The sequence below is a fragment of the Paenibacillus kribbensis genome, assembly GCF_001705305.1.
Taxonomy (GTDB): domain Bacteria; phylum Bacillota; class Bacilli; order Paenibacillales; family Paenibacillaceae; genus Paenibacillus; species Paenibacillus kribbensis_B.
Window position 1 is genome coordinate 112,420 of the sequence record NZ_MCBP01000005.1, and the last position, 22,406, is coordinate 134,825.

The 22,406-nt window shown below is 46.7% G+C and carries 22 protein-coding genes, 1 tRNA gene and 1 pseudogene; 13 read left to right on the forward strand and 11 right to left on the reverse strand.

The genetic code is table 11. The features are described from left to right. Positions 1 to 130: 130 nt before the first annotated feature. The 5 genes from BAZ21_RS28960 (at position 131) to BAZ21_RS11460 (ending at position 2,403) form a co-directional block, all read left to right on the forward strand. Positions 131 to 307: a hypothetical protein gene (locus tag BAZ21_RS28960; protein WP_176718144.1), complete on the forward strand. Its 177-nt coding sequence runs from the start codon at positions 131 to 133 to the stop codon at positions 305 to 307. An 89-nt stretch (positions 308 to 396) separates the two neighbouring features. Then, positions 397 to 1,188 (forward strand): hypothetical protein, encoded by a 792-nt coding sequence (locus BAZ21_RS11445; RefSeq protein ID WP_068500213.1) that lies wholly within the window; start codon positions 397 to 399, stop codon positions 1,186 to 1,188. 344 nt (positions 1,189 to 1,532) lie between these two features. Continuing rightward, the gene (locus BAZ21_RS11450; RefSeq protein ID WP_084011597.1) at positions 1,533 to 1,757 is read left to right on the forward strand and encodes an NAD(P)H-dependent oxidoreductase; all 225 of its coding nucleotides are present in this window, start codon (positions 1,533 to 1,535) and stop codon (positions 1,755 to 1,757) included. Between the two features lie 119 nt (positions 1,758 to 1,876). Further along, positions 1,877 to 2,119 (forward strand): (4Fe-4S)-binding protein, encoded by a 243-nt coding sequence (locus tag BAZ21_RS11455; RefSeq protein WP_068500219.1) that lies wholly within the window; start codon positions 1,877 to 1,879, stop codon positions 2,117 to 2,119. Between the two features lie 2 nt (positions 2,120 to 2,121). Then, positions 2,122 to 2,403, forward strand: coding sequence for a GNAT family N-acetyltransferase (locus BAZ21_RS11460; RefSeq protein ID WP_068500221.1), 282 nt, complete (start codon positions 2,122 to 2,124; stop codon positions 2,401 to 2,403). 561 nt (positions 2,404 to 2,964) lie between these two features. Here BAZ21_RS11460 and BAZ21_RS11465 read toward each other — a convergent pair. The 3 genes from BAZ21_RS11465 to BAZ21_RS11475 all read right to left on the reverse strand — a co-directional run bounded on the left by BAZ21_RS11465 (position 2,965) and on the right by BAZ21_RS11475 (position 6,355). Beyond that, positions 2,965 to 3,186, reverse strand: a complete 222-nt coding sequence (locus tag BAZ21_RS11465; RefSeq protein ID WP_068500223.1) for a hypothetical protein — start codon at positions 3,184 to 3,186, stop codon at positions 2,965 to 2,967. A 7-nt stretch (positions 3,187 to 3,193) separates the two neighbouring features. After that, positions 3,194 to 5,614, reverse strand: a complete 2,421-nt coding sequence (gene helD, locus BAZ21_RS11470) for an RNA polymerase recycling motor HelD (protein WP_068500226.1) — start codon at positions 5,612 to 5,614, stop codon at positions 3,194 to 3,196. A gap of 399 nt (positions 5,615 to 6,013) precedes the next feature. Next, positions 6,014 to 6,355: a winged helix-turn-helix transcriptional regulator gene (locus BAZ21_RS11475; RefSeq protein ID WP_007431783.1), complete on the reverse strand. Its 342-nt coding sequence runs from the start codon at positions 6,353 to 6,355 to the stop codon at positions 6,014 to 6,016. A gap of 106 nt (positions 6,356 to 6,461) precedes the next feature. Here BAZ21_RS11475 and BAZ21_RS11480 point away from each other — a divergent pair, with 106 nt between their 5' ends. Beyond that, the gene (locus tag BAZ21_RS11480) at positions 6,462 to 7,376 is read left to right on the forward strand and encodes an arginase family protein (protein ID WP_068500229.1); all 915 of its coding nucleotides are present in this window, start codon (positions 6,462 to 6,464) and stop codon (positions 7,374 to 7,376) included. Positions 7,377 to 7,453: 77 nt separating this feature from the next. Here BAZ21_RS11480 and BAZ21_RS11485 read toward each other — a convergent pair whose 3' ends face one another. Then, positions 7,454 to 8,422: a LacI family DNA-binding transcriptional regulator gene (locus tag BAZ21_RS11485; RefSeq protein WP_068500232.1), complete on the reverse strand. Its 969-nt coding sequence runs from the start codon at positions 8,420 to 8,422 to the stop codon at positions 7,454 to 7,456. Positions 8,423 to 8,608: 186 nt separating this feature from the next. On the opposite strand from BAZ21_RS11485, the gene BAZ21_RS11490 reads away from it, so the two are divergent. Next, positions 8,609 to 9,952 carry a 6-phospho-beta-glucosidase gene (locus BAZ21_RS11490; protein ID WP_068500235.1) on the forward strand — a complete coding sequence of 448 codons (1,344 nt, stop codon included), beginning with the start codon at positions 8,609 to 8,611 and terminating at the stop codon, positions 9,950 to 9,952. A gap of 344 nt (positions 9,953 to 10,296) precedes the next feature. On the opposite strand, the gene BAZ21_RS11495 is transcribed toward BAZ21_RS11490, so the two are convergent. Continuing rightward, complete coding sequence (locus tag BAZ21_RS11495) at positions 10,297 to 13,488, reverse strand: fibronectin type III domain-containing protein (protein WP_068500238.1); 3,192 nt, start codon at positions 13,486 to 13,488, stop codon at positions 10,297 to 10,299. A 496-nt stretch (positions 13,489 to 13,984) separates the two neighbouring features. Between BAZ21_RS11495 and BAZ21_RS11500 the strand changes: the two are divergent. Further along, positions 13,985 to 14,332, forward strand: a pseudogene (locus tag BAZ21_RS11500) (transposase); the annotation flags it as partial. A 153-nt stretch (positions 14,333 to 14,485) separates the two neighbouring features. On the opposite strand, the gene BAZ21_RS11505 reads toward BAZ21_RS11500, so the two are convergent. After that, positions 14,486 to 14,559 (reverse strand) — tRNA-Arg (locus BAZ21_RS11505). Positions 14,560 to 14,735: 176 nt separating this feature from the next. Between BAZ21_RS11505 and BAZ21_RS11510 the strand changes: the two genes are divergently transcribed. Beyond that, entirely contained in the window at positions 14,736 to 15,029 is a 294-nt protein-coding gene (locus BAZ21_RS11510; protein ID WP_068500244.1) for a DUF4870 domain-containing protein, read from the forward strand. 304 nt (positions 15,030 to 15,333) lie between these two features. Here the strand turns inward: BAZ21_RS11510 and BAZ21_RS11515 are convergent, their stop codons facing one another. After that, a complete protein-coding gene (locus tag BAZ21_RS11515) occupies positions 15,334 to 15,693 on the reverse strand; it encodes a hypothetical protein (protein ID WP_007431790.1) in 360 nt (119 codons plus the stop codon). A 164-nt stretch (positions 15,694 to 15,857) separates the two neighbouring features. Here BAZ21_RS11515 and asnB point away from each other — a divergent pair, with 164 nt between their 5' ends. After that, a complete protein-coding gene (gene asnB / locus BAZ21_RS11520) occupies positions 15,858 to 17,702 on the forward strand; it encodes an asparagine synthase (glutamine-hydrolyzing) (protein ID WP_068500246.1) in 1,845 nt (614 codons plus the stop codon). A gap of 102 nt (positions 17,703 to 17,804) precedes the next feature. On the opposite strand, the gene BAZ21_RS11525 is transcribed toward asnB, so the two are convergent. The 3 genes from BAZ21_RS11525 to BAZ21_RS11535 all read right to left on the reverse strand — a co-directional run bounded on the left by BAZ21_RS11525 (position 17,805) and on the right by BAZ21_RS11535 (position 20,351). Continuing rightward, positions 17,805 to 18,437: an XTP/dITP diphosphatase gene (locus BAZ21_RS11525; RefSeq protein WP_068500248.1), complete on the reverse strand. Its 633-nt coding sequence runs from the start codon at positions 18,435 to 18,437 to the stop codon at positions 17,805 to 17,807. After that, positions 18,437 to 19,198, reverse strand: coding sequence for a ribonuclease PH (gene rph / locus BAZ21_RS11530; protein ID WP_068500251.1), 762 nt, complete (start codon positions 19,196 to 19,198; stop codon positions 18,437 to 18,439). The genes BAZ21_RS11525 and rph overlap by 1 nt, the downstream gene beginning before the upstream one ends. Before the next feature lie 94 nt (positions 19,199 to 19,292). Continuing rightward, the gene (locus tag BAZ21_RS11535) at positions 19,293 to 20,351 is read right to left on the reverse strand and encodes a GerMN domain-containing protein (RefSeq protein ID WP_068500254.1); all 1,059 of its coding nucleotides are present in this window, start codon (positions 20,349 to 20,351) and stop codon (positions 19,293 to 19,295) included. Between the two features lie 152 nt (positions 20,352 to 20,503). Between BAZ21_RS11535 and BAZ21_RS11540 the strand changes: the two genes are divergently transcribed. The 3 genes from BAZ21_RS11540 to BAZ21_RS30215 are packed head-to-tail and all read left to right on the forward strand — an operon-like array spanning position 20,504 to position 21,479. Further along, the gene (locus tag BAZ21_RS11540; protein ID WP_068500257.1) at positions 20,504 to 21,061 is read left to right on the forward strand and encodes a phosphatidylglycerophosphatase A family protein; all 558 of its coding nucleotides are present in this window, start codon (positions 20,504 to 20,506) and stop codon (positions 21,059 to 21,061) included. 38 nt (positions 21,062 to 21,099) lie between these two features. Continuing rightward, the gene (locus BAZ21_RS30210) at positions 21,100 to 21,300 is read left to right on the forward strand and encodes a hypothetical protein (RefSeq protein ID WP_373441554.1); all 201 of its coding nucleotides are present in this window, start codon (positions 21,100 to 21,102) and stop codon (positions 21,298 to 21,300) included. Next, positions 21,291 to 21,479, forward strand: coding sequence for a hypothetical protein (locus BAZ21_RS30215; RefSeq protein WP_373441555.1), 189 nt, complete (start codon positions 21,291 to 21,293; stop codon positions 21,477 to 21,479). The genes BAZ21_RS30210 and BAZ21_RS30215 overlap by 10 nt, the downstream gene beginning before the upstream one ends. Positions 21,480 to 21,565: 86 nt before the next feature. On the opposite strand, the gene BAZ21_RS11550 is transcribed toward BAZ21_RS30215, so the two are convergent. Beyond that, the gene (locus tag BAZ21_RS11550) at positions 21,566 to 22,351 is read right to left on the reverse strand and encodes an SDR family NAD(P)-dependent oxidoreductase (protein WP_068500260.1); all 786 of its coding nucleotides are present in this window, start codon (positions 22,349 to 22,351) and stop codon (positions 21,566 to 21,568) included. Positions 22,352 to 22,406 lie beyond the last annotated feature (55 nt).

Here is a 22,406-nt window from a genome sequence, read left to right on the forward strand (position 1 = left end):
CCAAATTTTATAATCTCACCTCAATTTTCCTCCAAATATTAACATGCGTCAATAGTCTTTTTTCAATATTTGCATGACATACCAGAGTGAAAGGGTATGCTGCTGCCGCTACTAATGCTGAAGGGGTAGAATGAATATTAATTATATCAATTTCCTTCCCCTTAAAACCGTTAATATTACTGAAGAAAGTGACATCAAAGTCAATTTTGATACTAGCATGATTATGGTTGAAGGATACGCAACGGTGTATTTGACAGGTGGTTGGTCAAATGCTGATGTATTCTTTGATTGGGAACACTATTTCTAATATATTCACTTGGTAAGTTTAATTTTCGGCGTGTGGCGGATAGCTGCACGCCATTGTTATAATTAGTTTTTTTCAAAGGAGCCTACTGTATGATTGAAAAACCTCTTTTTAAAGTGAATAGCAACTCACTCCATATTCCTCAAGTGAATCCGGATCAGGAAGAAGTATTGCAACAAGAAGTTTATTTCATCGAAAACAATAACGTATTGGTTAGAAGAATTTTGGAAAGCGGAGTGACTTTAAACGAATTTCCGTTTGAAAATCAGGATGTCGAAGAAGTTATTCTATCCAACGTGGAAGTACAATTTGCATTGTGTCAGTTTTATACAATGTATGATACAGATGCGAGTAACCAGCCAAAGTATATTGGAGAGCTACACTATTTCAATAATGAAGCAGTTCAACTAAGTGATAAGATCATATTTAGACTGCTTTCTATCTTCGATTCCTTGCGGGTCGCTTATAAAAAAGGAAAGGCCCATGTTCAAATTACTTTATCAAGTGCGAGTACAATGGGGAAAATCTATAATGTCTATCAAGAATTGCATAAGGAAGATCGTTTAAACCCGTTTATTAAATTCTTTTTGGGCAAAGGGCAAAAAAACTCTTTACAAAACACGCTCCATGATACATTTCAATATCGACCGGATATTTCAGAACTCCATGAGTTGGAAACCAATCAGGAGGAACGCATTTTTATTGAATTTATTCAAAATCAGCTCTTGCTGTCCCCTTATTTTGTATGTTATTGTGCGGGGTGGAGTGAAGAAGAAGTAATGGAAAGCAGAACAATGAAAAAACTAGCCAAGTATTTTCAAAATATTTTCTTTTTATCAGGGAAGAATGGCTTCCAAACCGAGATGCTTATTATATGCAATTGATGTGGGTACTCTGAATGGTTTTTTTAATTAAAAAGGGATTAAGCAAAGACGAAAGGTGTACCGCTTCTGAAACAGAAACGATGCACCTTTATTTAATTTAATATACAGTGAAGGTAACCTGGGACAAGTGCGGGCATACTTATGAAGTTTGTAAAGGTATACAAAAAAGGATCGTCAGCATTTCTGCAACGATCCCTATTGTCAGTCCGCTAGTTGAAAACATCAGCTGATCACGTTGACTTATCAACGATTCCTCTTTATAATTCTGACATCGAGAGCCAAGGCGATCCCCAAGAAAGCATTCGAAAAGCGGACGGTGTACTGATTGTCACCCTGAATACAACATGGGAATTCTAAGCGTTTTGAAAAATACCTTAGACCGGGCTTCGCGTCCGAGTAAAAGCTCAGTGCTGTTTCAAAAACCTTTTGCGATTGCAGATGCTACTCCGGGCAGTGGGGAGACAGCGCAGTCACAAGACCAGGTGAGACAGACACTGCTTGCCATGAATGCCTATACCGATGCCGGGTCCGAAGGTTCTCATCGGCAGCAATCACGAAAAACCGAATGAAACCACCGGAGAATTGGACGACGAATCAACGCTTCGCCATTTGGAAAGATTTCTGACAGCTTTCGAAGAATGAATCTTGGTCTTTAAACAAACTCATAAGTGAAAGATGTGAAGGAATTATGATTAATCAGAAAGTATACTACGGTAAAGATATCGAGGTAATGTTTAATTCGGAGGTATGCATTCATTCCGGTATTTGCGTAAAAGGCCTCCCTGGTGTTTTTGATTTAAGCAAGCGTCCTTGGGTTAATCCCGATGCTGACACTATGGAGGCAATTGCCCGACATATTGACACCTGTCCAAGCGGAGCACTGACGTATAGACGTCTGGACGGTGAATATTCAACAAAGAAAGAGGGATGAACATGCATATTGTAGATCATGATACCTCTAATAAAAGATTTCTTATTCGAGATAACGGCGATATTGCTGCGGTGATGACGTATGTAATCTCAAATCCGGAGCTTTACATTATTGATCACACTTTGGTCGAAAATGCTTACCGAGGACAAGGGCTTGGCGATAAGCTGGTCAAAGCTATGGTGGAATACGCGCGGGAAAACGGTATTAAGATTTTACCCTTATGCCCGTTTGCCAAGGGACGATTCGAACGTCTCTCCGAATACGCGGATGTTCTCCATAAATAATCACTAATAATATAATTATGACAATAATAAGAGAAGAGCCTGAGGGTACGAGATTTCTTCGTCCCTCTCAGGCTCTTCTCTTATCTGTCAATCGATCCCCGTACTGTCAGAAGAAAATAAATTCTTAGACTCTCGCTGTTTTCATTGAACTAATGTTTCTCGTTAGTTCAATATCATGGCATGTAAATATGGTCAGTATCCATATCAATCACGAAATCTGACCTTACTCCCTCCTCATACTGTGAGCACAGTCGCTCAAAGTGAAAAAGCCTACAAAAGACTTCTGTAAAATTCGCTATGTTAGTGCAATAAGTTTTGGTAACAGGATGCAGAGTATTCAACCGATTTGGATAATCGTTGAGATGTTCTCCATGACCGTGGTTTTTCAATATGTGCATAACATGCCAGAACACTTTCTGGTCACATTCAAAGAACGCCCCTTCCCACTCGGATTATTATCGTATGTTTCCAAGTTTTGAGGTGGGCGTACAGTAAAAAATAGCCTTGGCCGACTAACGGCCAAGGCTATTTGCATACGAGCGAATCGGAGCCGATTCGTGATTAGTGACCTATCATCATCGCGGGGTCCGGATTATCCTCGCCAGCGGTTCCGTCTTCTTCCTGCTGCTTCGGTTTACGCAGAAGGAGCGACAGTGCGACACCTGCGGTCACGATGCGTACGGACAGGAAGAACGTGTCGCCGTAACCCGCGCGACGGCGTTCAGCGGATTCGATGTCCGCTCCCGCGCTTGCGGCGTGGGAAGTGATTTGCGACGTCGCCACCGATCCGTCAATATGGCGCTTTCTCGTACAAATTCGCAGGCAATGCCTGCACGAACGGCGACCAATCGCCCGTCGTGTAAAGATGGAGCCGGTGCATAGCCCGCGTACACGCCGTATAAAGAAGCTTTCGTTCATTGCCCCGGCCGTAAGATTCAGGCGAAGCATTATAGACCAAGACTGCATCGAACTCGACACCTTTGGCGAGATACACGGGAACGACCATCACTCCTTTTTCAAAGCCTGACGTCTCTTTCGTAATGAGCTGCAGACCTTCGCCTCCATGAATCCGTAACGATTCATAGGCCTCACGGCTTTCGGCTGCGGTCTTCGTAATAACGGCGATGGAATCGAAGCCCTCGGCCCTGAGCGCTGCAATGTCTGCCAGAATTTGCGCATCACGCTTCTCCCCGCCGTCCAGTCTCGTGAGAAGCGGTTTTGGGCCTCCCCTTTCAAAGGGTACAATTTCTTCCCCGCCTGAAAGCATCGATTTCGTAAATTCAACAATCTCTCTGGTTGAACGATAACTGCGTACCAGGCGGACAAGGCTTGTTTCGTCTTCGCCGAAAAGGCGGACAAGCGGCGAATCGGATGCGTCCAGACTTGTGGCTTGCATGAAGATCGCTTGCCCGAAATCGCCGAGCACTGTCATCCGGGCACGGGGAAACAGTTTTTTTAGATATTTATATTGAAACGACGAATAATCCTGACCCTCATCAACGAAAACATACCGGATGTCCGTGTTCGTCCGGACGCCTTCGATCAGTTCTTTTACATACAAATATGGAGTCGCATCCTCGTAGAATAACTCGTTCCGGAGCAGCGCTTCCTTGGTTTGCCTGCATATTTCAGGCCACAGCAGGGGGATGACGGCCCCATTCGTTTTCTCCCGATAAGCAGCTTCGTCAACAAACAATTGGCCATATATGCCTTTGATATCTACAAACAAGAGTTTCTTCACGATTTTCCTTAGCGGTTTAAAGCTTTCTTTCACGATCCTGCGGCGGAGCAGATCTTCCTCCCTCCGGGCGAAGTCAAAATCGCCTTCATCTTCCCGGCGCTTATTGTTTATTTTCTCGCGAACTACGGCGTATTGTTCCGCAACGTCGAATACTTCCTTCTCTTTATGCAGCATTCCGAAGACTTCCGCGTACTGCTCGGTGTCGAGATAATTCAACTCTTCCTCTACCCAAAGCGTGTCCCGTTCCATGCGTTCCAGCGAGACCAGTTCATTCAGCAGCCATTCTTGCAAGAGAACGACACGATTGAACAACGGCAGTGAACGGTCATAACCGTAAAATTTCGCTCTCATTTGCTCCGCGGTAATCAAATCGCGGTCCCGAAACCGAATATCGTTGAATCGCATGCCTTCCCGTCCCAACCACATTCCATAGTTCTGCAGGGCTTGCAGGAAGGCCTCGGAAGCTTTATACTCGATCCCCTGAAGACGAGCCTCATATCCCGGTGCTCCTTGTGCGGTCAGTACGTATTCGATCTGATCAAAAGAATCCTCCGGCCGTAACGAGGAACCTGACCAATAGTCGAGATATTCTTGAAAAGTCGTCTGCTGCATATTCTCTTCACCGAGCTCCGGAAGAACGGTGGAGATATAACTGGCAAACATCGGATTCGGTGAGAAAAGAACGATCTGATCGGCTCTGATCGTCTGGCGGTGTTTGTAGAGCAAGTACGCCACCCGCTGCAATGCCGCGGAAGTCTTACCGCTGCCGGCCGCCCCCTGTACGATAAGCATCCGGCTTTTGTCATTGCGGATGATGGCGTTTTGTTCCTTCTGAATGGTTGCCACGATACTCTTCATTTGCGAGTCTGCACCTTTGCCGAGCACTTGCTGCAGCAATTCGTCTCCGATCGTTTCGCTCGCGTCAAACATGTTGCGGATTTGCCCGTTTTGAATCTGAAACTGCCGTTTGAGCTCCATCATCCCTTCGATTCGTCCGCCCGGCGTGACATAAGACGCTCGGCCGGGGGAGTAGTCGTAGTACAGGCTCGCGATTGGCGTACGCCAGTCATAGATCAGAAAGCTCAATCCGTCTTCGTCGACGAAGGAAGATACGCCGATATAGATCTGCTCGCTGGGGTCCAGGCCATCCTCCTGAAAGTCGATGCGTCCGAAATAAGGAGACGGGAGTAGACGGTTCATGCTTTTCCATTGCTGTGTCAACAGCTTGTGACCGCGCTCCCGTTCGGCCAAGACCGCCGACTGCTGGTTAATCGTGTAGAAGGTCTCTTCGAAATCTTCATGCGTGCTTGTGTTGATCGTAACATCTTCCCAAAACCGCTTGCGGATGTCCGCAGCCTGATCGCGCAGTCCGGCAACCTCCGGCTCCAGTTCGGCGATTCTCGCCTGCAGCTTGTTCCTGACCCGTTCCAGCCGCTCCTGTTCCTGCTGCCAATCCTTCGTTTCCTTCATCTCTCCTTGAACACACTCCTTTTTCCGTTTTCTGGGACAAAAAAGAGCATTGACAAATCAAAGTTCCAGATGTACTATTAAAATAGGAATAAAAATGAATATATTCTTTATTTTAATTTGTCAATAACGCTATCGATTATATCATAGCGTTAATTTGTGTTCAATTTATTTTTTGTTGTTACCCTCCGACAGCGCTGAACACTGGCCCGGATTGTGGACTGTTTAAACAAACCACCGCGAAGTAACTCTCGTTAGTTCAATAAAAAAGACGCCCTCGCGCCTTCGCTTGGGCTACGTCCTCCTCATTATATTCCATTTCCAATTATTAATTGAAGTACATACGCGAGTAGCATGTATTGCTTTAAAAATAGCCTTGTTCTAATCTAAGCACTACTGGATTTAATTATTTTGGTTTTTGGTCCCCCACTCACATAGCCCTTCCAAAACAGGTAATAGTGTTTCCGCTTTATCTGTGAGACTGTACTCGACTTTAGGGGGAATTTGAGGATACTCTTTCCGATTCACCAGACCATCCGCTTCCAATTCTTTTAGCTGTGAACTCAATGTTTTATAAGTAATAGCTCCTATCTGTCTTTTCAGATCATTAAAGCGAACCGTTTGGTTTTCTGCCAGAAGGTAAATAATAACCATTTTCCATTTACCACCAATAACTGACACGGTATAACCAAAAGGTGTATCTTGAATATTTTTAACTTTACCTTTAAATTCAGCCATACTCATATTTACACTATCCTTTCGGGTAGTACCTTTCAAAAAAGTGCGTACTACGTTTTTATTTGTGTTCAGTTTATACTAGCCTTACTTTTGAAGTAAAGGAGAGAATAACATGACTAAAAAAACAATACGCCTGTTAATGCCACAATGGCAAGGGGGTTATAACCCTAACTACTCTTTTGGAGCTGAACTGCTTGCTTGGCTAGCTCCGGACAATGATCAACCCCTTATTCATGTTCCAGTTCAAGCTTATGATGGAACTCCGCTTGAAAACGAGAACGGTATGAATGGGAGAAAACAGCTAATTGAACAATTAGAGGCTGCTCAGCATATCATTAATGCTCATAAGCCAGATCGCATTGTAATGTTTGGTGGTGACTGCTTGGTCGAGCAAGCCCCATTTGCCTATTTAAACGAACGGTACGGTGGGGAATTAGGTTTAATTTGGATCGATGCTCACAGTGATCTAGTTAGATATGTGGGCTATGATAACGGACATACATTACCGCTCGGAAATCTGTTGGGAGAAGGAGATGAGGAGTTCGCAAAACATGTGAAGATACCTCTAAAACCTGAAAATGTTTTTATCGCGGGATTAGCAGCTCCTACAGAGCAAGAAATAGAAGTGATTTCAGAAGCGTTTCAAAGTCTAGGTATTGCTCCTACAGAATCAGATACAGAAGTGATTCAAAGACTAGGGATTAGAACTGCAGGAACCCAAGAGTTAACGAACAGTACTGAATCTATAAAAGAGTGGATTAAAGAAAGCGGCATTAAGCACCTGGCGATTCACCTTGATTTAGATGTGCTTGACCCAAAAGCATTTCGTTCTTTATTATTCGCCAACCCTGAAGCACCTTATAATTATTCTCCTGCGGGAACCATGCAAATGCCTCAACTACTTAATCTGATTAAAGAACTATCTGAAGAAACAGATGTAGTTGGATTAGGTATAACGGAGCATATGCCATGGGATTCTATTAACTTGAAGAATCTGCTGGGAGAGATACCTATTTTAAACCAATAAATTGACTATAAAGTAAAATCCACACCCCGAATCTTGGATGAATATATCATGTGTCTAAAATTCGGGGTGCGGCTCATTTAAGTGGTCGCTCGCTCAACTAATGCGAACTCCAAAGGATGTAATCCTTCATGAAGCCCCTCAAGGGCATTTCGAATCATAATGAACGCATTTTCCGCTTGCTTGTCAATCGGGTAATGAATGGTGGTTAAATCAAGCAAATGCGAAATTTCGGTATTATCAAAGCCCACCACTGCAACATCACTCGGTACAGAAACACCAAGCCTATGTGCTTCGGTCAAAAGCCCTGCAGCCAAGTAATCGGTAGAGCAAGCGAAGGCATCTGGTTTGTTGGGCTGTTCTCCCCACCAGTGAGCAATTTGTTCACCTGCTTCTATAGAATTCAAGTCATAAAAATGCGGGAAGGCATCAGCATCCAGATCATATTTTTTGCAAAAATCATGATAGGCCCGGATGCGCTCCTTCGTATTCAGTCCCCTCATATTCCCATATACATTCACAATGCTACGATAGCCTCTGGCATACAGATGCTCTAGCGCAAGCATGTACCCCTGATACTGATCCATAAATACGGACGGAATTGTCTCGATGTTCACACGCTGCCATGTCACAATCGGGCCATATTTGGTGTAGTGCTCAATCACACTCCACTCATTGACACGAATCATGCAAACCAAAGCATCCAGTTGCTTTCTCCGCAACATTTCCAGTGCCTCCAGCTCCCGATCCTTTACTCCATTCGTAATAAACAGCGCTATATTAAAACCATGCTCCTGAGCATACGTTGTAAAGCCACGCACAAATAAACCCAATGAATCATTAAAAGAAATTGAAATAATTCCTATGAGCTTGGTCATGCCCTTTTTTAATGAAACCGCATTTAAATTAGGAACATAATCCAGTCGGTCGATGACCTCCTGCACACGCTGTCTTGTCGGTTCACTTACGTACGGATGGTTATTAATGACACGGGACACTGTAGCCGAGGATACACCCGCGAGCTTTGCAATTTCATGAATATTCGCCACATTTCTCACCTCGTTCTTTCTATTTTAGCATGTTCGTGTTGAGCATGTTCGTGGTCCCGCCCTATAATTATCACCTTCCCCAAATAAGTTTTTTAAAAACGCTTGACCTGTAATGCATTACAGGGATTACAGTGAAATTGAGCTTAAGAAAGCGGTTTAAAAAAACATACTCAGGAGGCACTAACCATGAAAAAAGGCATAAAGATTGCAACCATTGGCGGAGGCTCCAGCTATACACCAGAATTAGTAGAAGGCTTCATCAAACGCTATGCAGAGCTTCCCATTCGGGAATTGTGGCTGGTAGACATTGAAGCAGGACGCGAAAAGCTGGAAATCGTAGGGGCTATGGCCAAACGGATGGTGAAGGCCGCAGGCATTGATTGCGAAGTACATTTGACGCTGGATCGTCGGGAAGCCTTGAAGGATGCCGATTTTGTAACGACACAATTTCGGGTAGGCTTGCTCGAAGCCCGGATTAAAGATGAAAGTATTCCGTTAAAACACGGTATGATCGGTCAGGAAACCAATGGCGCCGGCGGGATGTTCAAAGCCTTTCGTACCATTCCCGTTATCCTTGGTATCGTCGAAGATATGAAGGAACTGTGTCCGAATGCATGGCTGATTAATTTCACCAATCCTGCTGGTATGGTCACCGAGGCGGTGCTTCGGTATGGTCAATGGGATAAAGTCATCGGATTATGTAATGTTCCGATTGGCGCAATCAAGAGTGCAGCAGCCGTGCTGGACAAACCGGAAGAAGAGCTGTTCTTCAAATTTGCAGGCATTAACCACCTTCACTGGCACAGAATTTTTGACAAAACAGGGGCCGAATTAACGGAGCAAGTCATAGAAGGACTGTACGCGCCCGGCGCAAAACCGGAGAAGGTCGTTGAAAATATTAGGAACATGCGCTTCCTGTATGATCAGGTTCGTCAATTGAAAATGCTGCCTTGTCCATATCATCGGTATTACTACATGACGGATAACATGCTGAAGGAAGAATTAGAGGAAGCCAAAAACGAAGGAACTCGGGGTCAGGTCGTCAAACGTCTCGAAGAAAGTCTGTTTGAACTGTATAAAGATCCGAATCTGGACCACAAACCTGAGGAATTATCCAAACGCGGCGGTGCGCATTACAGCGATGCAGCCTGTGAAATTATTAATTCGATCTATAATAACAAAGGCACGCTGATGGTGGTGAGCACACGGAATAACGGTGCGATTGATGATGTTCCTTATGACAGCGCTGTCGAAATTACCAGCGTGATTCGCGCGCATGGTGCGGAGCCTGTAAACTTTGGCAAATTCCCACCAGCACAGCGCGGCTTGCTGCAAGTCATGAAGGCGATGGAGGAGCTGACGATTGAAGCAGCAGTCACTGGCGACTACGCAACCGCACTGCAAGCCTTCACCCTGAATCCGCTCGTTCCAAGCGGCGACATTGCCCAAACGGTGCTGGATGAATTGCTGGAAGCACATAAAGAGCATTTGCCGCAATTCTTTGCCAATAAAGCAAAGGCGACAGTGTAAATCTATAAAAGAAGTTGTCTATGCTGGACGTACGGAAAAACGGTCGTCTCCCTCCGCTTCGGATGGGGTCACGGCCGTTTTTTTGTTATCCATGTCGGATTAAATAAATATAAATTAAAAAGGCTCAAAACCAAAATCAGTGCTTGACGAAATCATCAAGTGTTAAAAATGGAAAAGCATCTGCAAGCTGTAGATCATTTCGATTACATAGCTCCCATATTAGAGGCTTTTAATCCTAAGTCTTTGTGGCATAAAAAATCCCCTCCGGCCAACAGTGTTGAGTCCATCATAGACTCTTTTTTCACTGTCTACCGTAAGGGGAAAATACCAACTTCTTTAGATGATCATTTCTTCTTTGTCTTCGTGTTAATGGTTCCGCTGTTAGATACTACGCCTGCCTTGTTTCTAGCAGTAATAGAAATCTTATAGCGCTTGTTTGCAGATAGATTGGTTAACGTATTTTCCAAATCGGTTATCCATCCACTGTCATAACCATTGTTCGTCGTAACACGGTACTCGGTTTCATTTGAGTTCCCATTCGCTGTCCAAACTACCTTAATCTTTGAAGCAGTGATGTCTTTGGTTTTTATTTTATCCGGACTGTTCGGATTTGTTACGAGAATAACAGATGACTGACTGCTGTCATTTCGGCTCCAAGCTACCAATGTATACGTGTACGTCTTTGAAGGGGTTAATCGCTTATCTGTGAACCATGTAAGTTTCCCTTTATAAATGCTTTTTCCGTCTCGTAACAATTCATAGGTGTCAGCATTTACAACCTTTTTCCATGTGAGTGTAGTACTCGTTGATTTTACCAGTTTTCTCACGAATTTGGGTGATTCTAAATTGTGACTCTTCGTTGCTATCTGAATAACTTGTGGGACGCTTTCTCCCGCATTATTTTTAGCCACCAATGAGTAAACGTAGGTGGTTGACCGCTCCAATCCAATATCGTTAAAGCTGGTGTCCACACCGCTGTAGATGATTACGCCGTCACGCTTCAGTTCATAGCTCACCGCTTGCGCAACCGGAGCCCAAATGAGAAGAATACTTCTCTCATTCCTTGTGCCAACAAAGTTGATTGGGGCCGTTGGCGGCTGCGTTACTGGAATCGATGGTGGTGGCGTGGTCGGTGGTGTGGTTGGCGCCGGATCGGCTGTCTTTACTTGCACCGATGCCGGACTGCTTTCTCCTGTTCCATTCTTGGCTACCAATGTGTACGTATAGCTCGTGGACGCCGTCAAGCCTGTATCCGTATAGGTTAGTTCGTTTCCGCTGTAGACCAGTTGACCGTCTCGTTTCAACTCGTAGCTCTCGGCGTTGTCTGCTGCATTCCAGCTGAGCTTAATGCTCGTTGTAGTGGCTGTGCCTGTCAGATTCGTCGGAGTCGCTGGAGAGTGGTGTCGCCGGGACTGCGGCGTCGGATCGGCTGTCTTTACTTGCACCGATGCCGGACTGCTTTCCCCTGTTCCGTTCTTGGCTACCAATGTGTACGTGTAGCTCGTGGACGCCGTCAAGCCTGTATCCGTATAGGTCAGGTCGCTCCCCGTGTACACCTCTTGGCCATCGCGTTTCAACTCGTAGCTCTCGGCGTTGTCTGCTGCATTCCAGCTGAGCTTAATACTCGTTGTAGTGGCTGTGCCTGTCAGATTCGCTGGAGTTGCTGGAGTCGCCGGGGCTGGAGTGGTCGGCGTTGGATCAGTCGGCGTCGGATCGGCTGTCTTTACTTGCACCGATGCCGGACTGCTTTCCCCTGTTCCATTCTTGGCTACCAATGTGTACGTATAGCTCGTGGACGCCGTCAAGCCTGTATCCGTATAGGTCAGGTCGTTTCCGCTATAGACCACTTGGCCGTCTCGTTTCAACTCGTAGTTCTCGGCGCTGTCTGCTGCATTCCAGCTGAGCTTAATGCTCGTTGGAGTGGCTGTGCCTGTCAGATTCGTCGGAGTCGCTGGAGTCGCCGGGGCTGGAGTGGTCGGCGTTGGATCAGTCGGCGTTGGATCAGTCGGCGTCGGATCGGCTGTCTTTACTTGCACCGATGCCGGACTGCTTTCTCCTGTTCCGTTCTTGGCTACCAATGTGTACGTGTAGCTCGTGGACGCCGTCAAGTTTGCATCCGTATAGGTTAGTTCGTTTCCACTGTAGACTACTTGCTCGTCTCGTTTCAACTCGTAGCTCTCGGCGTTGTCCGCTGTATTCCAGCTGAGCTTAATACTCGTTGTAGTGGCTGCGCCTGTCAGATTCGTCGGAGTCGCTGGAGTCGCCGGGGCTGGAGTGGTCGGTGTCGGATCAGCTGTTTTTACCTGCACCGATGCTGGACTACTTTCTCCGACACTGCTCTTAGCTACCAATGTGTACGTGTAGGTTGTTGCTGCCGCCAAGCCTGTATTGTCGGTAAGTTTGGATTCGCTTCCGCTGTAGACGGTAATACCGTCACGCTGCAACTCATAAAATGTAGCCCCAGCAACATCATCCCAATCCAGCGTAATAGACGAGGTTGTAGCGGTGGTTACGATGATTGCCGGAGTTGGTAATACCAATGCATTCGTTTTCTCGATTTTTTCAACCGCACTGGTTTCCCCATTTTTATTCCGGGCAATAAGCGTGTACTTATAATCGGTCAATGGAGACAACCCTGTATCTGTAAAAGTAGAATCCGCTCCTTGGTAAATGATTGAATCATTTCGTTTGAGAACATTGGTTTCTGCATTTGCAATTTTATCCCAGGTTAGTACCATTTTCTGATCTGTTTTTTCTGTGATCTGCAAGTTAAAGAGCGGAGCAGCAAAACCTGTAGCAACTCCATTATTTCTCTTGGTAACATCATAAACAATTCCCGTTGTCAACGAATCTGGGTTCCATGCCCCAATTAAACCAGCTTCATCTCCACTGAGAGATCGGTTCATATCAGACTGAATATCTTCAGCAGTCCGGGCATAGTTCCAGATACGCACTTCCGCTAACTTACCCGCGAATTTATTGTTTGAGTTGACCCCCCATCCAGATATGACGGCCATTGGAGTAACAGATTTAGATTCAGTCTGTTGCGTGAGAAATAAACTAATGGATTGTTTCTCTCCGTTGATGTAAAGCTCATTTGTATCAGCCGTTGGAACACCATTCGTGAAGACTGCTGCTACATGAACCCATTTGTTCTTCAATTCAGCAGAAGGAATTCCTAAGATACTTCCATCAGCTTGATTAAATCCAAAGTATCCATTGGCAAAAAAAAGATTAGAGACATACCAACCAAACGGCTTGACAGAATTCGTCCCATTCCAATACATCCAGAACTCTACGGTAGTCTTGGCTCCCGGTGTCGTATTAACAGGAAGATTGGTTATTTTGATTGTGTCATCTGACCCATCAGTAGTAATGAAGTTTATAGGTTCCACAGGAGTAAACGTTTTAGTTGTTGCAGGGTCAAGCACTCCATTTGCAGCACGTACCAAACTTGTTGGAATAAAAATAGGCAGTATGATCCCCAAAAACATAATTAAGGCTAAAGAAGCGTTTGCTATTTTATTGCATTTCATATTTTCCTTCCCCTGTTCCGTCTAGCATTCTCTGCAAAAACAACTCGTCGTCTATCATAAAAGTTGATGGTCGCTTGCAGTCAAGCATGTTTCAATCCCCTGACGTTTCAGTCCCCCGATGAGAGGGGCTGAGAGGGGGAAACGGTCCCGCCGAAACCATAAGACCGTTTTTTATGTTGCATATTTTAAACAAATAAAAGAATTGTTTTGGCATCCAGCTCTTTCAAAAAGATAAAGCCCTCCATCACCCTTTCGTATCTCAACCTAGAGAAGCATTTTCGAACTGCCAAAAACCCTGATAGATTGAAACAATTTTACACAGAAATTCCCCTCTCTCTTCCCGTTTTGTAAATGTTAATTTCAGATATTCCTTCTGAACGGAAAATTCGACAAAATAATCTCTTTATCATTATCGGATAAGAAATCTTTTATTTTAGGCTCAAAACCAAAATCAGTGCTTGACGAAATCATCAAGGGTTAAAATGGAAAAACATCTGTGTGGGCATACGATTTTGTTGGTCCCAAACAGCGTTACAGCAAGCTCTTTCGCTCCCGTACTGTTGAACAAGCGCTCGGTTCTACAGCAGCGCATAGCGCCCGCATGCAGCAAGCGCCGTCCAGTTCCGTACAGCGTATGCATAACGAGGCGATTCCGGCCGAGTATGAACGGATCTACGAGCAAGTGTGGGAAGAAGCGAAACAAACGCAAGATCTGGTTTTAGGCGTCGATGACTTTGCGATCAAGAAAGGCCATACGTATAACACGGGCATTCATAACCTCAAAGGCGAGACCATGCTGGACCTGCTGCCGGGTCGAAAGTTAGAGGAACTGCGGGCGTATGCCGGGAACACCCTTCATTGGATAACATTGGCGTCCTGATAAGTTAAATTTCTTTTGTCAGAACAAGAAAAGCTGCTTTCTCCAGCGTCCCCCAAGGGGTTCTCTCCCACTGGAACACAAAAAAGCTTCCTAACATGTAGGAAACTTTTTGCAGTACGTCCCAGGAGGGATTCGAACCCCCGACCGACGGCTTAGAAGGCCGTTGCTCTATCCAGCTGAGCTACTGGGACAAAATGGTATTCAATTAAACCTTATGTATTCAGTGCATTAATTATTATATCACATTTCGGGTAACTGTCAAAAGCATTTTTTCATCCTGCATGGAAACCACCGAGAAAGGAATCATTTGGACGCTAACGGGGTATTATGTACAAAAGGGCATGCTATTACAAGGAGGGGTTGATCCGTGAAGGGTCTATTGTCGTCGCTTTGTTATTTCAGCATTTTCTTTGCACCTTTTCTGCTGCCTATCATCGTGTGGATTGCAGTACGAGACGAATATGTACGGGGACATGCCAAAAAAGCCATTTTATCGCACATTTTCCCCATTATTGCGGCGATTCCGCTGTTTTATTTTATTGTAACAGCCAATCATGCGGGTTCTGTGGTCGGGTTTGTACTGCTGTTCGTAGTGGTTTATCTCGGGGTGTTTGTATACAACATCTACAAAGGGATTATGACACTGCGTGAAGCTGCGTAGCTCCAAAAAAGCCTCCTGCATTCCGCTGGTTAAGCCGGAAGTGGAGGCTTTTTCGGATTACTGATCATCAAACCTTATTCTTCCCGTTTATTTATTGCCGAAGCGTCTAGGACTTCTACGTACTTCATGTCTTACGTTTTTCTCCAGCATTTCTTCCGCAAACTCATTGTTATGAATATAACTGCTGCTTTTATTCTTCTTGTATTTCGTTTTGCCGTCTATGATTTCCCCCTCCTTTCACGCTGATTCTGCGATGATGCCGGAGTCCAGATCAACAGAAGCCGAGGCATAGCACACCAAATTCTCATCCCCCGAACTCCTTGGCAAACTCCGTACTGAGCTGCCCGTAGGAGAGCAATTCCCGTTTAAACTTGTCCCGTTCCTCACCAGCGGTAATGTGTGTGGAATCGGTAAAAGCCTTGTCTGTCACTTCTTCAAATGCGGAGTGCAGATTATTGTCGTACCAATCCAGTTCCAAATCGGCGTCATTGCGAATGATCCGTACCATGTCATAGTCATTCTGACCGTCCTGCTGATTGTTCGCTGTGATATACACCAGCAATTCCGGATCATCTGCCGCGCCGGGCCGCACCTCTACCTCTGCGCAGCGCACACCGTCAATTTCAGTGAAGCGACGGATTTTGGCGTCCTTGATGTAGTACATTGGTCTCCCTCCTTTCTTGCGAGTAGACGGGTTGCCCCATCTGTAGTTTTCGGAACGGACAGACATTTTATGCTTCTTTTCGGCATATATACTGATGAACTGGGGATTTAGTTTTTAATTCATTCCAACACTGGATGAACACGACAAAGAGAGGATGAACAGACATGTGCGGAATTACAGGTTTCATACAGTGGAACGGAGACTTAATGCATCAGTCGGAGCTGCTGCTGAATATGACGCAGACACTCTCCAATCGCGGACCTGATGCTGCAGGCACCTGGATATCCAACCCGTGTGCCTTCGGACACCGAAGACTGAGCGTAATGGACCCGGAAAATGGCGCCCAGCCTATGATTCGGCAGCTTGAGGATATCACCTATACGATTGTATATAACGGAGAAATATATAACGCGCCTGAGCTGAAAAAAGAATTGCAGCAGCGCGGGCATTTTTTCCGTACACAATGCGACACGGAGGTGCTGCTCGAAGCCTATATCGAATGGGGCCCCGAATGCGTGGACCGATTAAACGGCATTTTTGCGTTTGCTGTCTGGGATAGCGGGCGGCAGCAGGTATTTCTGGCGCGGGATCGTCTGGGCGTAAAACCGCTATTTTATAGCCACAATGAGGATGTGTTCGTATTCGGCTCAGAGCCCAAAGCGCTGCTGCAGCACCCTGCTGTCGAAGCGACCGTTGACGCCGAAGGATTGGCAGAAATTTTTATCATCGGGCCTGCACGTACCCCCGGACACGGCGTCTATTCGTCCATGAAGGAGCTGCGCCCCGGGCATACGCTGACCTACGACCGCGACGGCATGCATATTCAGACCTACTGGAAGCTGGAAAGCATTGCGCATGAGGATGACACGGAACAAACAGCGCTTAAGGTACGTGAGCTGTTGCTGGATACGGTGGAGCGGCAGCTCATTTCGGACGTCCCGGTGTGCACCTTGCTGTCTGGCGGTCTGGATTCAAGCGCACTGTCCGCATTAGCTGTCGATTATTACAAGCGTACCGGGCAGGGACAAGTTGATACGTATTCGGTCGATTATGTGGATAACGACAAGCATTTTAAAGCCCATGCATTCCAGCCCGGAGCCGATGCCCCCTGGATTCAGCGCATGGTGGATGAACTGGGCACCAACCATCACTGGATCGAATTCGATACACCCGAGGTCGTAGAAGCTCTGAACAACTCCACGCTAACACGGGATTTACCGGGGATGGCGGATGTAGATTCGTCGCTGTATCTCTTCTGCCGGGAGATTAAAAAAGGAGCAACCGTTGCCATTTCCGGTGAGGCGGCGGATGAAGTGTTTGGCGGATATCCGTGGTTCCATCGTGAGGATATGCTGAACTCAGGCACGTTCCCGTGGGCGGTCGCTCCCGATATGAGAGCCAGCCTGCTGTCTCCCGAGGTGCGTGACTGGATCAAGCCGCTGGAGTATTTGAACGACCGCTACTCTGAGGCCATAGGAGAAGTGCCGAAGCTGTCGGGGGAAACAGGTAAAGCTGCGCAAATGCGTGTTATGTCCTATTTGAACATCACTCGCTTTATGCCTACGCTGCTGGATCGCAAGGATCGGATGAGTATGGGGGTCGGACTCGAAGTACGGGTGCCGTATTGCGATCATCGGCTGGTGCAATATGTATGGAACATCCCTTGGAGCATTAAGACGACAGGCGGACGTGAAAAAGGTATCTTGCGAAAGGCGCTGGAGGGTGTATTGCCGGATGATGTGCTGTACCGTAAAAAAAGCCCATACCCCAAAACACATAACCCTTCCTATCTTGCCGTTGTGAAAAAGCAGGCGCTGGAGCTGCTGGATGATTCCTCTTCCCCGCTGCTTAAGCTGATTGATGCGCAAAAGGTGCGTGATATCGCGGCCTCGCCAGAAGCATCCAGCAATCTGCCCTGGTTTGGTCAGCTGATGTCGGGACCTCAATTGTTTGCATACCTGACCCAGGTAGATAACTGGCTGCGCACCTACAAAGTAGCAATTCGATAGGTTTACAAAAAAATGCAAAAAGTCTACCCGCAATTGATGAGCTGCGGATAGACTTTTGTTGTTATAGGCCTAATCTGATAGTTGAACATGCTACTACGAATTTTAAGCCTGCGAATTCCCCAGCTTGGTCGCCAAATTACGCAGGGCTATCCCTCGATGGCTGATAGCCTGCTTTTGTTCCAACGTCAGCTCGGCCATCGTCTTCTCGAACTCAGGCAAATAAAACAACGGATCATAACCAAATCCGCCGCCGCCTGCGGTTTCCGTTGTAATCCAGCCATCCACCGAGCCGGTCGATTCCAGCGTCTCCCCGGTCTGAGGATTATACAGAATTAAGGTACAGACGAATTGAGCCGGACTTAGCAAAGGCTGTCCTGTATCATCACCAAGCTGCTTCGATTCCAAAACATCGAGCAGCTTAATATTGTTCTCGTGATCGCTGGCACCTTCTCCAGCATAACGGGCCGAGTATACGCCCGGTGCACCGTCCAGCAAGTCCACGCACAGACCCGAATCATCGGCCAGCACGGGCAGTCCCAGCGCATCTCCGACCGCTTTGGCCTTTTTCAGCGCATTCTCGGCAAAGGTTTTGCCATCCTCAACGACATCAGGAATGTCGGGGTAATCGTACATGCTTTTGACTTCCTTGCCCAGCGGAGCAAAGGCATGTGCAAATTCACGTATCTTCCCTTTATTCTTGGTAGCGACAATGACAATCGGGCCATCCAGTCGCATTAGACTCCAGCCCCCGTGCGTCCGGCTCCGATCTTATCAGCAATCGGTCCGAGTACTTCCTTTTGACGCTCGATCATTTGTAAGATTCCTTGTTCGCCCAAGCTAAGCAGCTGATCCAATTCGTTACGGTCAAATGGACTTTCTTCTCCAGTGCCTTGCAGCTCGACATATTTGCCGCCGCCAGTCATCACCAGGTTCATATCGACTTTGGCCTTGGAATCCTCTTCATAGTTCAGATCCAGTAATGCTTTCTCACCAACAACCCCTACGCTGACAGATGCCAGAAAATCCGTAATGGGGAAAACAGGCAGCTTGTGCTGGGTGGCAATTTTATTGACCGCAATCGCTAACGCCACGAATGAACCGGTAATGGAGGTTGTGCGTGTCCCGCCGTCCGCCTGAATAACGTCACAGTCCAGCGTAATGGTCCGTTCACCAAGCGCCTGCAAATTTACAACCGAACGCAACGCTCTTCCGATCAGACGCTGAATTTCCATCGTACGGCCCGTCAGCTTGCCACGCGCGGCTTCGCGCTGATTACGGCTATGAGTCGCCCGCGGAAGCATGGAGTACTCTGCGGTCACCCAGCCCTTTCCTTGTCCCTTCATGAAGGGTGGAACGCGTTCTTCCACAGTAGCCGTGCAAATGACTTTCGTCTCGCCAACCTCTATAAAAACAGAGCCCTCCGCGTATTTATTTACTCCTGCTGTCAATTTCATCGGGCGCAGCTCATCACCGTTTCGTCCGTTAGATCTACTCATGCTTTTTCCTCCTACGTCGTATGCAACCTGTTCTTATATTGTTTATTTTACCAAAGTGTGCAGGCAAAAGCACCCCAAGGACGATTCCCCGTCCTTAAAGAGGAATTTCGTTAATGTGCTGCGGCTTGGCTACAGGTTCTCCATAGTTCTGATTATTTTGTCCAATAACACTTTTCTCGCCATTCAGTTCAATCCGAATTTTCGTTTTGGCCGCATCCCCCGAATTGTCTGCTGCTGTCAGTACGACCGATTCCAGAAATTCCGCAGGTACAGCTTCTCCCTTGGCGAACATATCATCCGAGAGTGACACCGTAATTACGTTGTCTTTGGACCGTTCTATTGATTTTAGCGCCGTCTCCCCTGTCATCACTTCCTGTAATCCGTCCTTCGTCTGCGGCCCTTGAATCAATTGATGCAGCGCGGACTGGATACGATCTTTTTCCGGGTTGACCAGCCGTGTGACGGGCACATAATATTGAACTCCGGCAGGAGATGACGATGAAAAATATACCGTGACCGGACTGGAATCCAGCGGTGTCGCACCCTGACCGACCTCCAGATTAATGCCCACTGCGCGTGTCAACGGATGATCCAGCGGCGTACCGTCAACGGGCATTTCGTTTAGTCTTTTGCCATCCATCCAAATCTGTACGTTTTTAATGTCGGGGCGGTCGGTCAGGGTCCAGGTCAAGCTTTCCATTAATTTGCGTTCTTCCTGCGGCTTATAGTTGGCAAAAGATTTGTTGAATTCAACGACAGCCAGCTTGCTGTTCTTGTCCACTGTCACACTCTTCACTTCTGTACCTTGAGGTAATACGCCTTTAAAGCCCTCTGGCAATAGTCCGGCATACGGCCCACCCTCAACCAGTGTTTCCAGCGCCGACTTGGCATCTGCCTGTACATCACCTGTAGCAATCGGCAAAGATACCGGAGCCAGCAAACCGTTATGATCTTGCAGAAAGACAGCCCTCAGCTGCCCGGTGCTCACAGGTGCTTTTCCGCTTACGGCCTTGATCATGGATTGCTCTAACGTGGACGGCGGGGGATCAATAGATGCTGACTCATTGCCGAAAAGACTGCATCCGGACAACAACAGGGGTAGCGACAGCAGCCCTGCTACAGAGGTCATACGCCATGGGTGTTTTAGGTTCATAAGTGAAGTTCCTCCCTAACAATTTTGTACAGATTGTACTAATATGTATACGAGCCCCGCGTAAAAAATAACTACTTTTTCAGCAGACTGGACACACTGGTCATAATCGCAACGAAAATCAGAATCTATACAAGGAGGGGAACTACAGCTTTATGGATAAGAAAAAAGTACCTTATAGCCTGAATAGTAAAAAGGTGGCTGACGCCACCCGTGAATTGCTGCACAAGCGTGGTGTAAGCATGACTGAAATCGCAGAGCTGGTCATGCTGCTACAGAATAAATATTACCCAAACCTGACGATGGAAGAATGCATTGAAAATGTAGACAAAGTGCTGATGAAGCGCGAGGTTCAAAATGCAGTGCTCACCGGCATCCAACTGGATATCCTTGCCGAACAGGGCGCCCTTCTTCCCCCATTGCAGGATATGATTGAGAATGATGAGGGACTGTACGGGGTGGATGAAATTCTGGCCTTCTCCATCGTGAATGTGTACGGCAGCATTGGATTTACCAATTACGGTTATGTTGATAAACTCAAACCGGGTGTGCTGGAACGTCTGAATGATAAAAGCCTCGGGCCAATCCATACGTTTTTGGACGATATTGTAGGCGCTATCGCAGCATCAGCCAGCAGCCGTATCGCCCATCGCAAACAGGAAGAGCGTGAACAGGAGCTTGGGGAAGAAAGCGCACCGAATACTACACGCTAAAGAACAACAGAGATATGCACAGCAAGAGGAGATAGGACATGGCAAACGTAGCTGAAAAAGCAAATGAAAAATATGTAATCCGCATGATGAAGGCTGATGATTACGATCAGGCTTTTGCACTGTGGAGCAGCTTGGAAGGATTGGGATTAAGCGAAGCCGACTCGCCGGAGCGAATTACACGCTTTTTGCAGGGGAATGAAGGAATTAGCTTGGTCAAGGAATTGCCCCGTTGCTGGTGAATGAAGCATTGTCTGCTTTGCTGCGAGAGGGCATAGATAAATGTCATCTTTTGGTGATGGAGCATAATGAAGCAGGGCAACGCTTCTGGTCGGCCAACGGCTGGGAGAAACGGGATGGAATTTTACTATACTCCCGAGGGCTGGATTCCCGAGGACTGGATTCCAAAGGGCTGGAGTAGCAAGCGCTTATTCATGTAAACAGGAATACCAGGTCTGATGCAGTTTAGAACCGATCAGACCTGGCACATGAAGTGTGTCTGACGTATTACTTTTGCGGTCGCAGCGTACGTTCTACAATTCCCAATGTAGCTTGACGGGAGAAAAATCTGGAAACCTGGGCGACCCAATAGTTTTGGCGACCGGATATCAGGTGACTCCTTCCCTTTTCAAATGCTTTCAGTGCGTTCTGTACCACTTTTTGAGGGGTTTCTCTGGAACCTACGGAAGCTTCATTGGAGCCCACCACATCAAAAAATGCGGTTTCAGTGGCACCCGGACAGAGGGCGAGCACATTTAGCCCCCGTTTCCGATTTTCGGCCCACAGCGCTTCGCTAAAGGAAAGCACAAATGCTTTGGTTGCTCCATACACGGCCATATACGGATCAGGCTGAAATGCGGCTGTGGAAGAGACGTTAATGAGTCCCCCATCCCGGTTGCGTAATAAATCAGGCATAAAAGCATGTGTAATATCCACTAAAGCAGCCACATTGAGCATGATTTCCTCATGCTGCCGTTCTCTTGAAACCTGTTCAAAGTACCCATAGGTAGCAAAGCCTGCATTGTTGATTAAAAGATCCACCTTAAGTTGCTGTTTTTGAACCTCCTGATGCAATATTTGTGGTGCTCCTGCTTCCGAAAGATCAAGTGCAATCACGGTTGTCCTTACGTTATATTTCGTGGAAAGCTCTTCGGCCAGCGCCTTTAATTTCGTTTCATTGCGTGCCACCAAAATAAGATTACATTTCTTGGCCGCAAGCGAATAGGCGAACGCCTCGCCAATACCGGATGAAGCCCCCGTGATGAGAGCGGTTTTGTTTGCATACATAAACATGATGATGACCTCCATAGTATCGTTGTTTTATTTCAGAAACATTGTTACCACTACT

What these genes read in the sequence shown, in the direction of transcription:
- BAZ21_RS28960 (WP_176718144.1), top strand. Translation starts at nt 131, where the DNA reads ATGAATATTAATTATATCAATTTCCTTCCCCTTAAAACCGTTAATATT.
- BAZ21_RS11445 (WP_068500213.1), top strand. Translation starts at nt 397, where the DNA reads ATGATTGAAAAACCTCTTTTTAAAGTGAATAGCAACTCACTCCATATT.
- BAZ21_RS11450 (WP_084011597.1), top strand. Translation starts at nt 1,533, where the DNA reads ATGGGAATTCTAAGCGTTTTGAAAAATACCTTAGACCGGGCTTCGCGT.
- BAZ21_RS11455 (WP_068500219.1), top strand. Translation starts at nt 1,877, where the DNA reads ATGATTAATCAGAAAGTATACTACGGTAAAGATATCGAGGTAATGTTT.
- BAZ21_RS11460 (WP_068500221.1), top strand. Translation starts at nt 2,122, where the DNA reads ATGCATATTGTAGATCATGATACCTCTAATAAAAGATTTCTTATTCGA.
- helD (WP_068500226.1), bottom strand. Translation starts at nt 5,614, where the DNA reads ATGAAGGAAACGAAGGATTGGCAGCAGGAACAGGAGCGGCTGGAACGG.
- BAZ21_RS11475 (WP_007431783.1), bottom strand. Translation starts at nt 6,355, where the DNA reads ATGAGTATGGCTGAATTTAAAGGTAAAGTTAAAAATATTCAAGATACA.
- BAZ21_RS11480 (WP_068500229.1), top strand. Translation starts at nt 6,462, where the DNA reads ATGACTAAAAAAACAATACGCCTGTTAATGCCACAATGGCAAGGGGGT.
- BAZ21_RS11490 (WP_068500235.1), top strand. Translation starts at nt 8,609, where the DNA reads ATGAAAAAAGGCATAAAGATTGCAACCATTGGCGGAGGCTCCAGCTAT.
- BAZ21_RS11495 (WP_068500238.1), bottom strand. Translation starts at nt 13,488, where the DNA reads ATGAAATGCAATAAAATAGCAAACGCTTCTTTAGCCTTAATTATGTTT.
- BAZ21_RS11515 (WP_007431790.1), bottom strand. Translation starts at nt 15,693, where the DNA reads ATGTACTACATCAAGGACGCCAAAATCCGTCGCTTCACTGAAATTGAC.
- asnB (WP_068500246.1), top strand. Translation starts at nt 15,858, where the DNA reads ATGTGCGGAATTACAGGTTTCATACAGTGGAACGGAGACTTAATGCAT.
- BAZ21_RS11525 (WP_068500248.1), bottom strand. Translation starts at nt 18,437, where the DNA reads ATGCGACTGGATGGCCCGATTGTCATTGTCGCTACCAAGAATAAAGGG.
- rph (WP_068500251.1), bottom strand. Translation starts at nt 19,198, where the DNA reads ATGAGTAGATCTAACGGACGAAACGGTGATGAGCTGCGCCCGATGAAA.
- BAZ21_RS11535 (WP_068500254.1), bottom strand. Translation starts at nt 20,351, where the DNA reads ATGAACCTAAAACACCCATGGCGTATGACCTCTGTAGCAGGGCTGCTG.
- BAZ21_RS11540 (WP_068500257.1), top strand. Translation starts at nt 20,504, where the DNA reads ATGGATAAGAAAAAAGTACCTTATAGCCTGAATAGTAAAAAGGTGGCT.
- BAZ21_RS30210 (WP_373441554.1), top strand. Translation starts at nt 21,100, where the DNA reads ATGGCAAACGTAGCTGAAAAAGCAAATGAAAAATATGTAATCCGCATG.
- BAZ21_RS11550 (WP_068500260.1), bottom strand. Translation starts at nt 22,351, where the DNA reads ATGTTTATGTATGCAAACAAAACCGCTCTCATCACGGGGGCTTCATCC.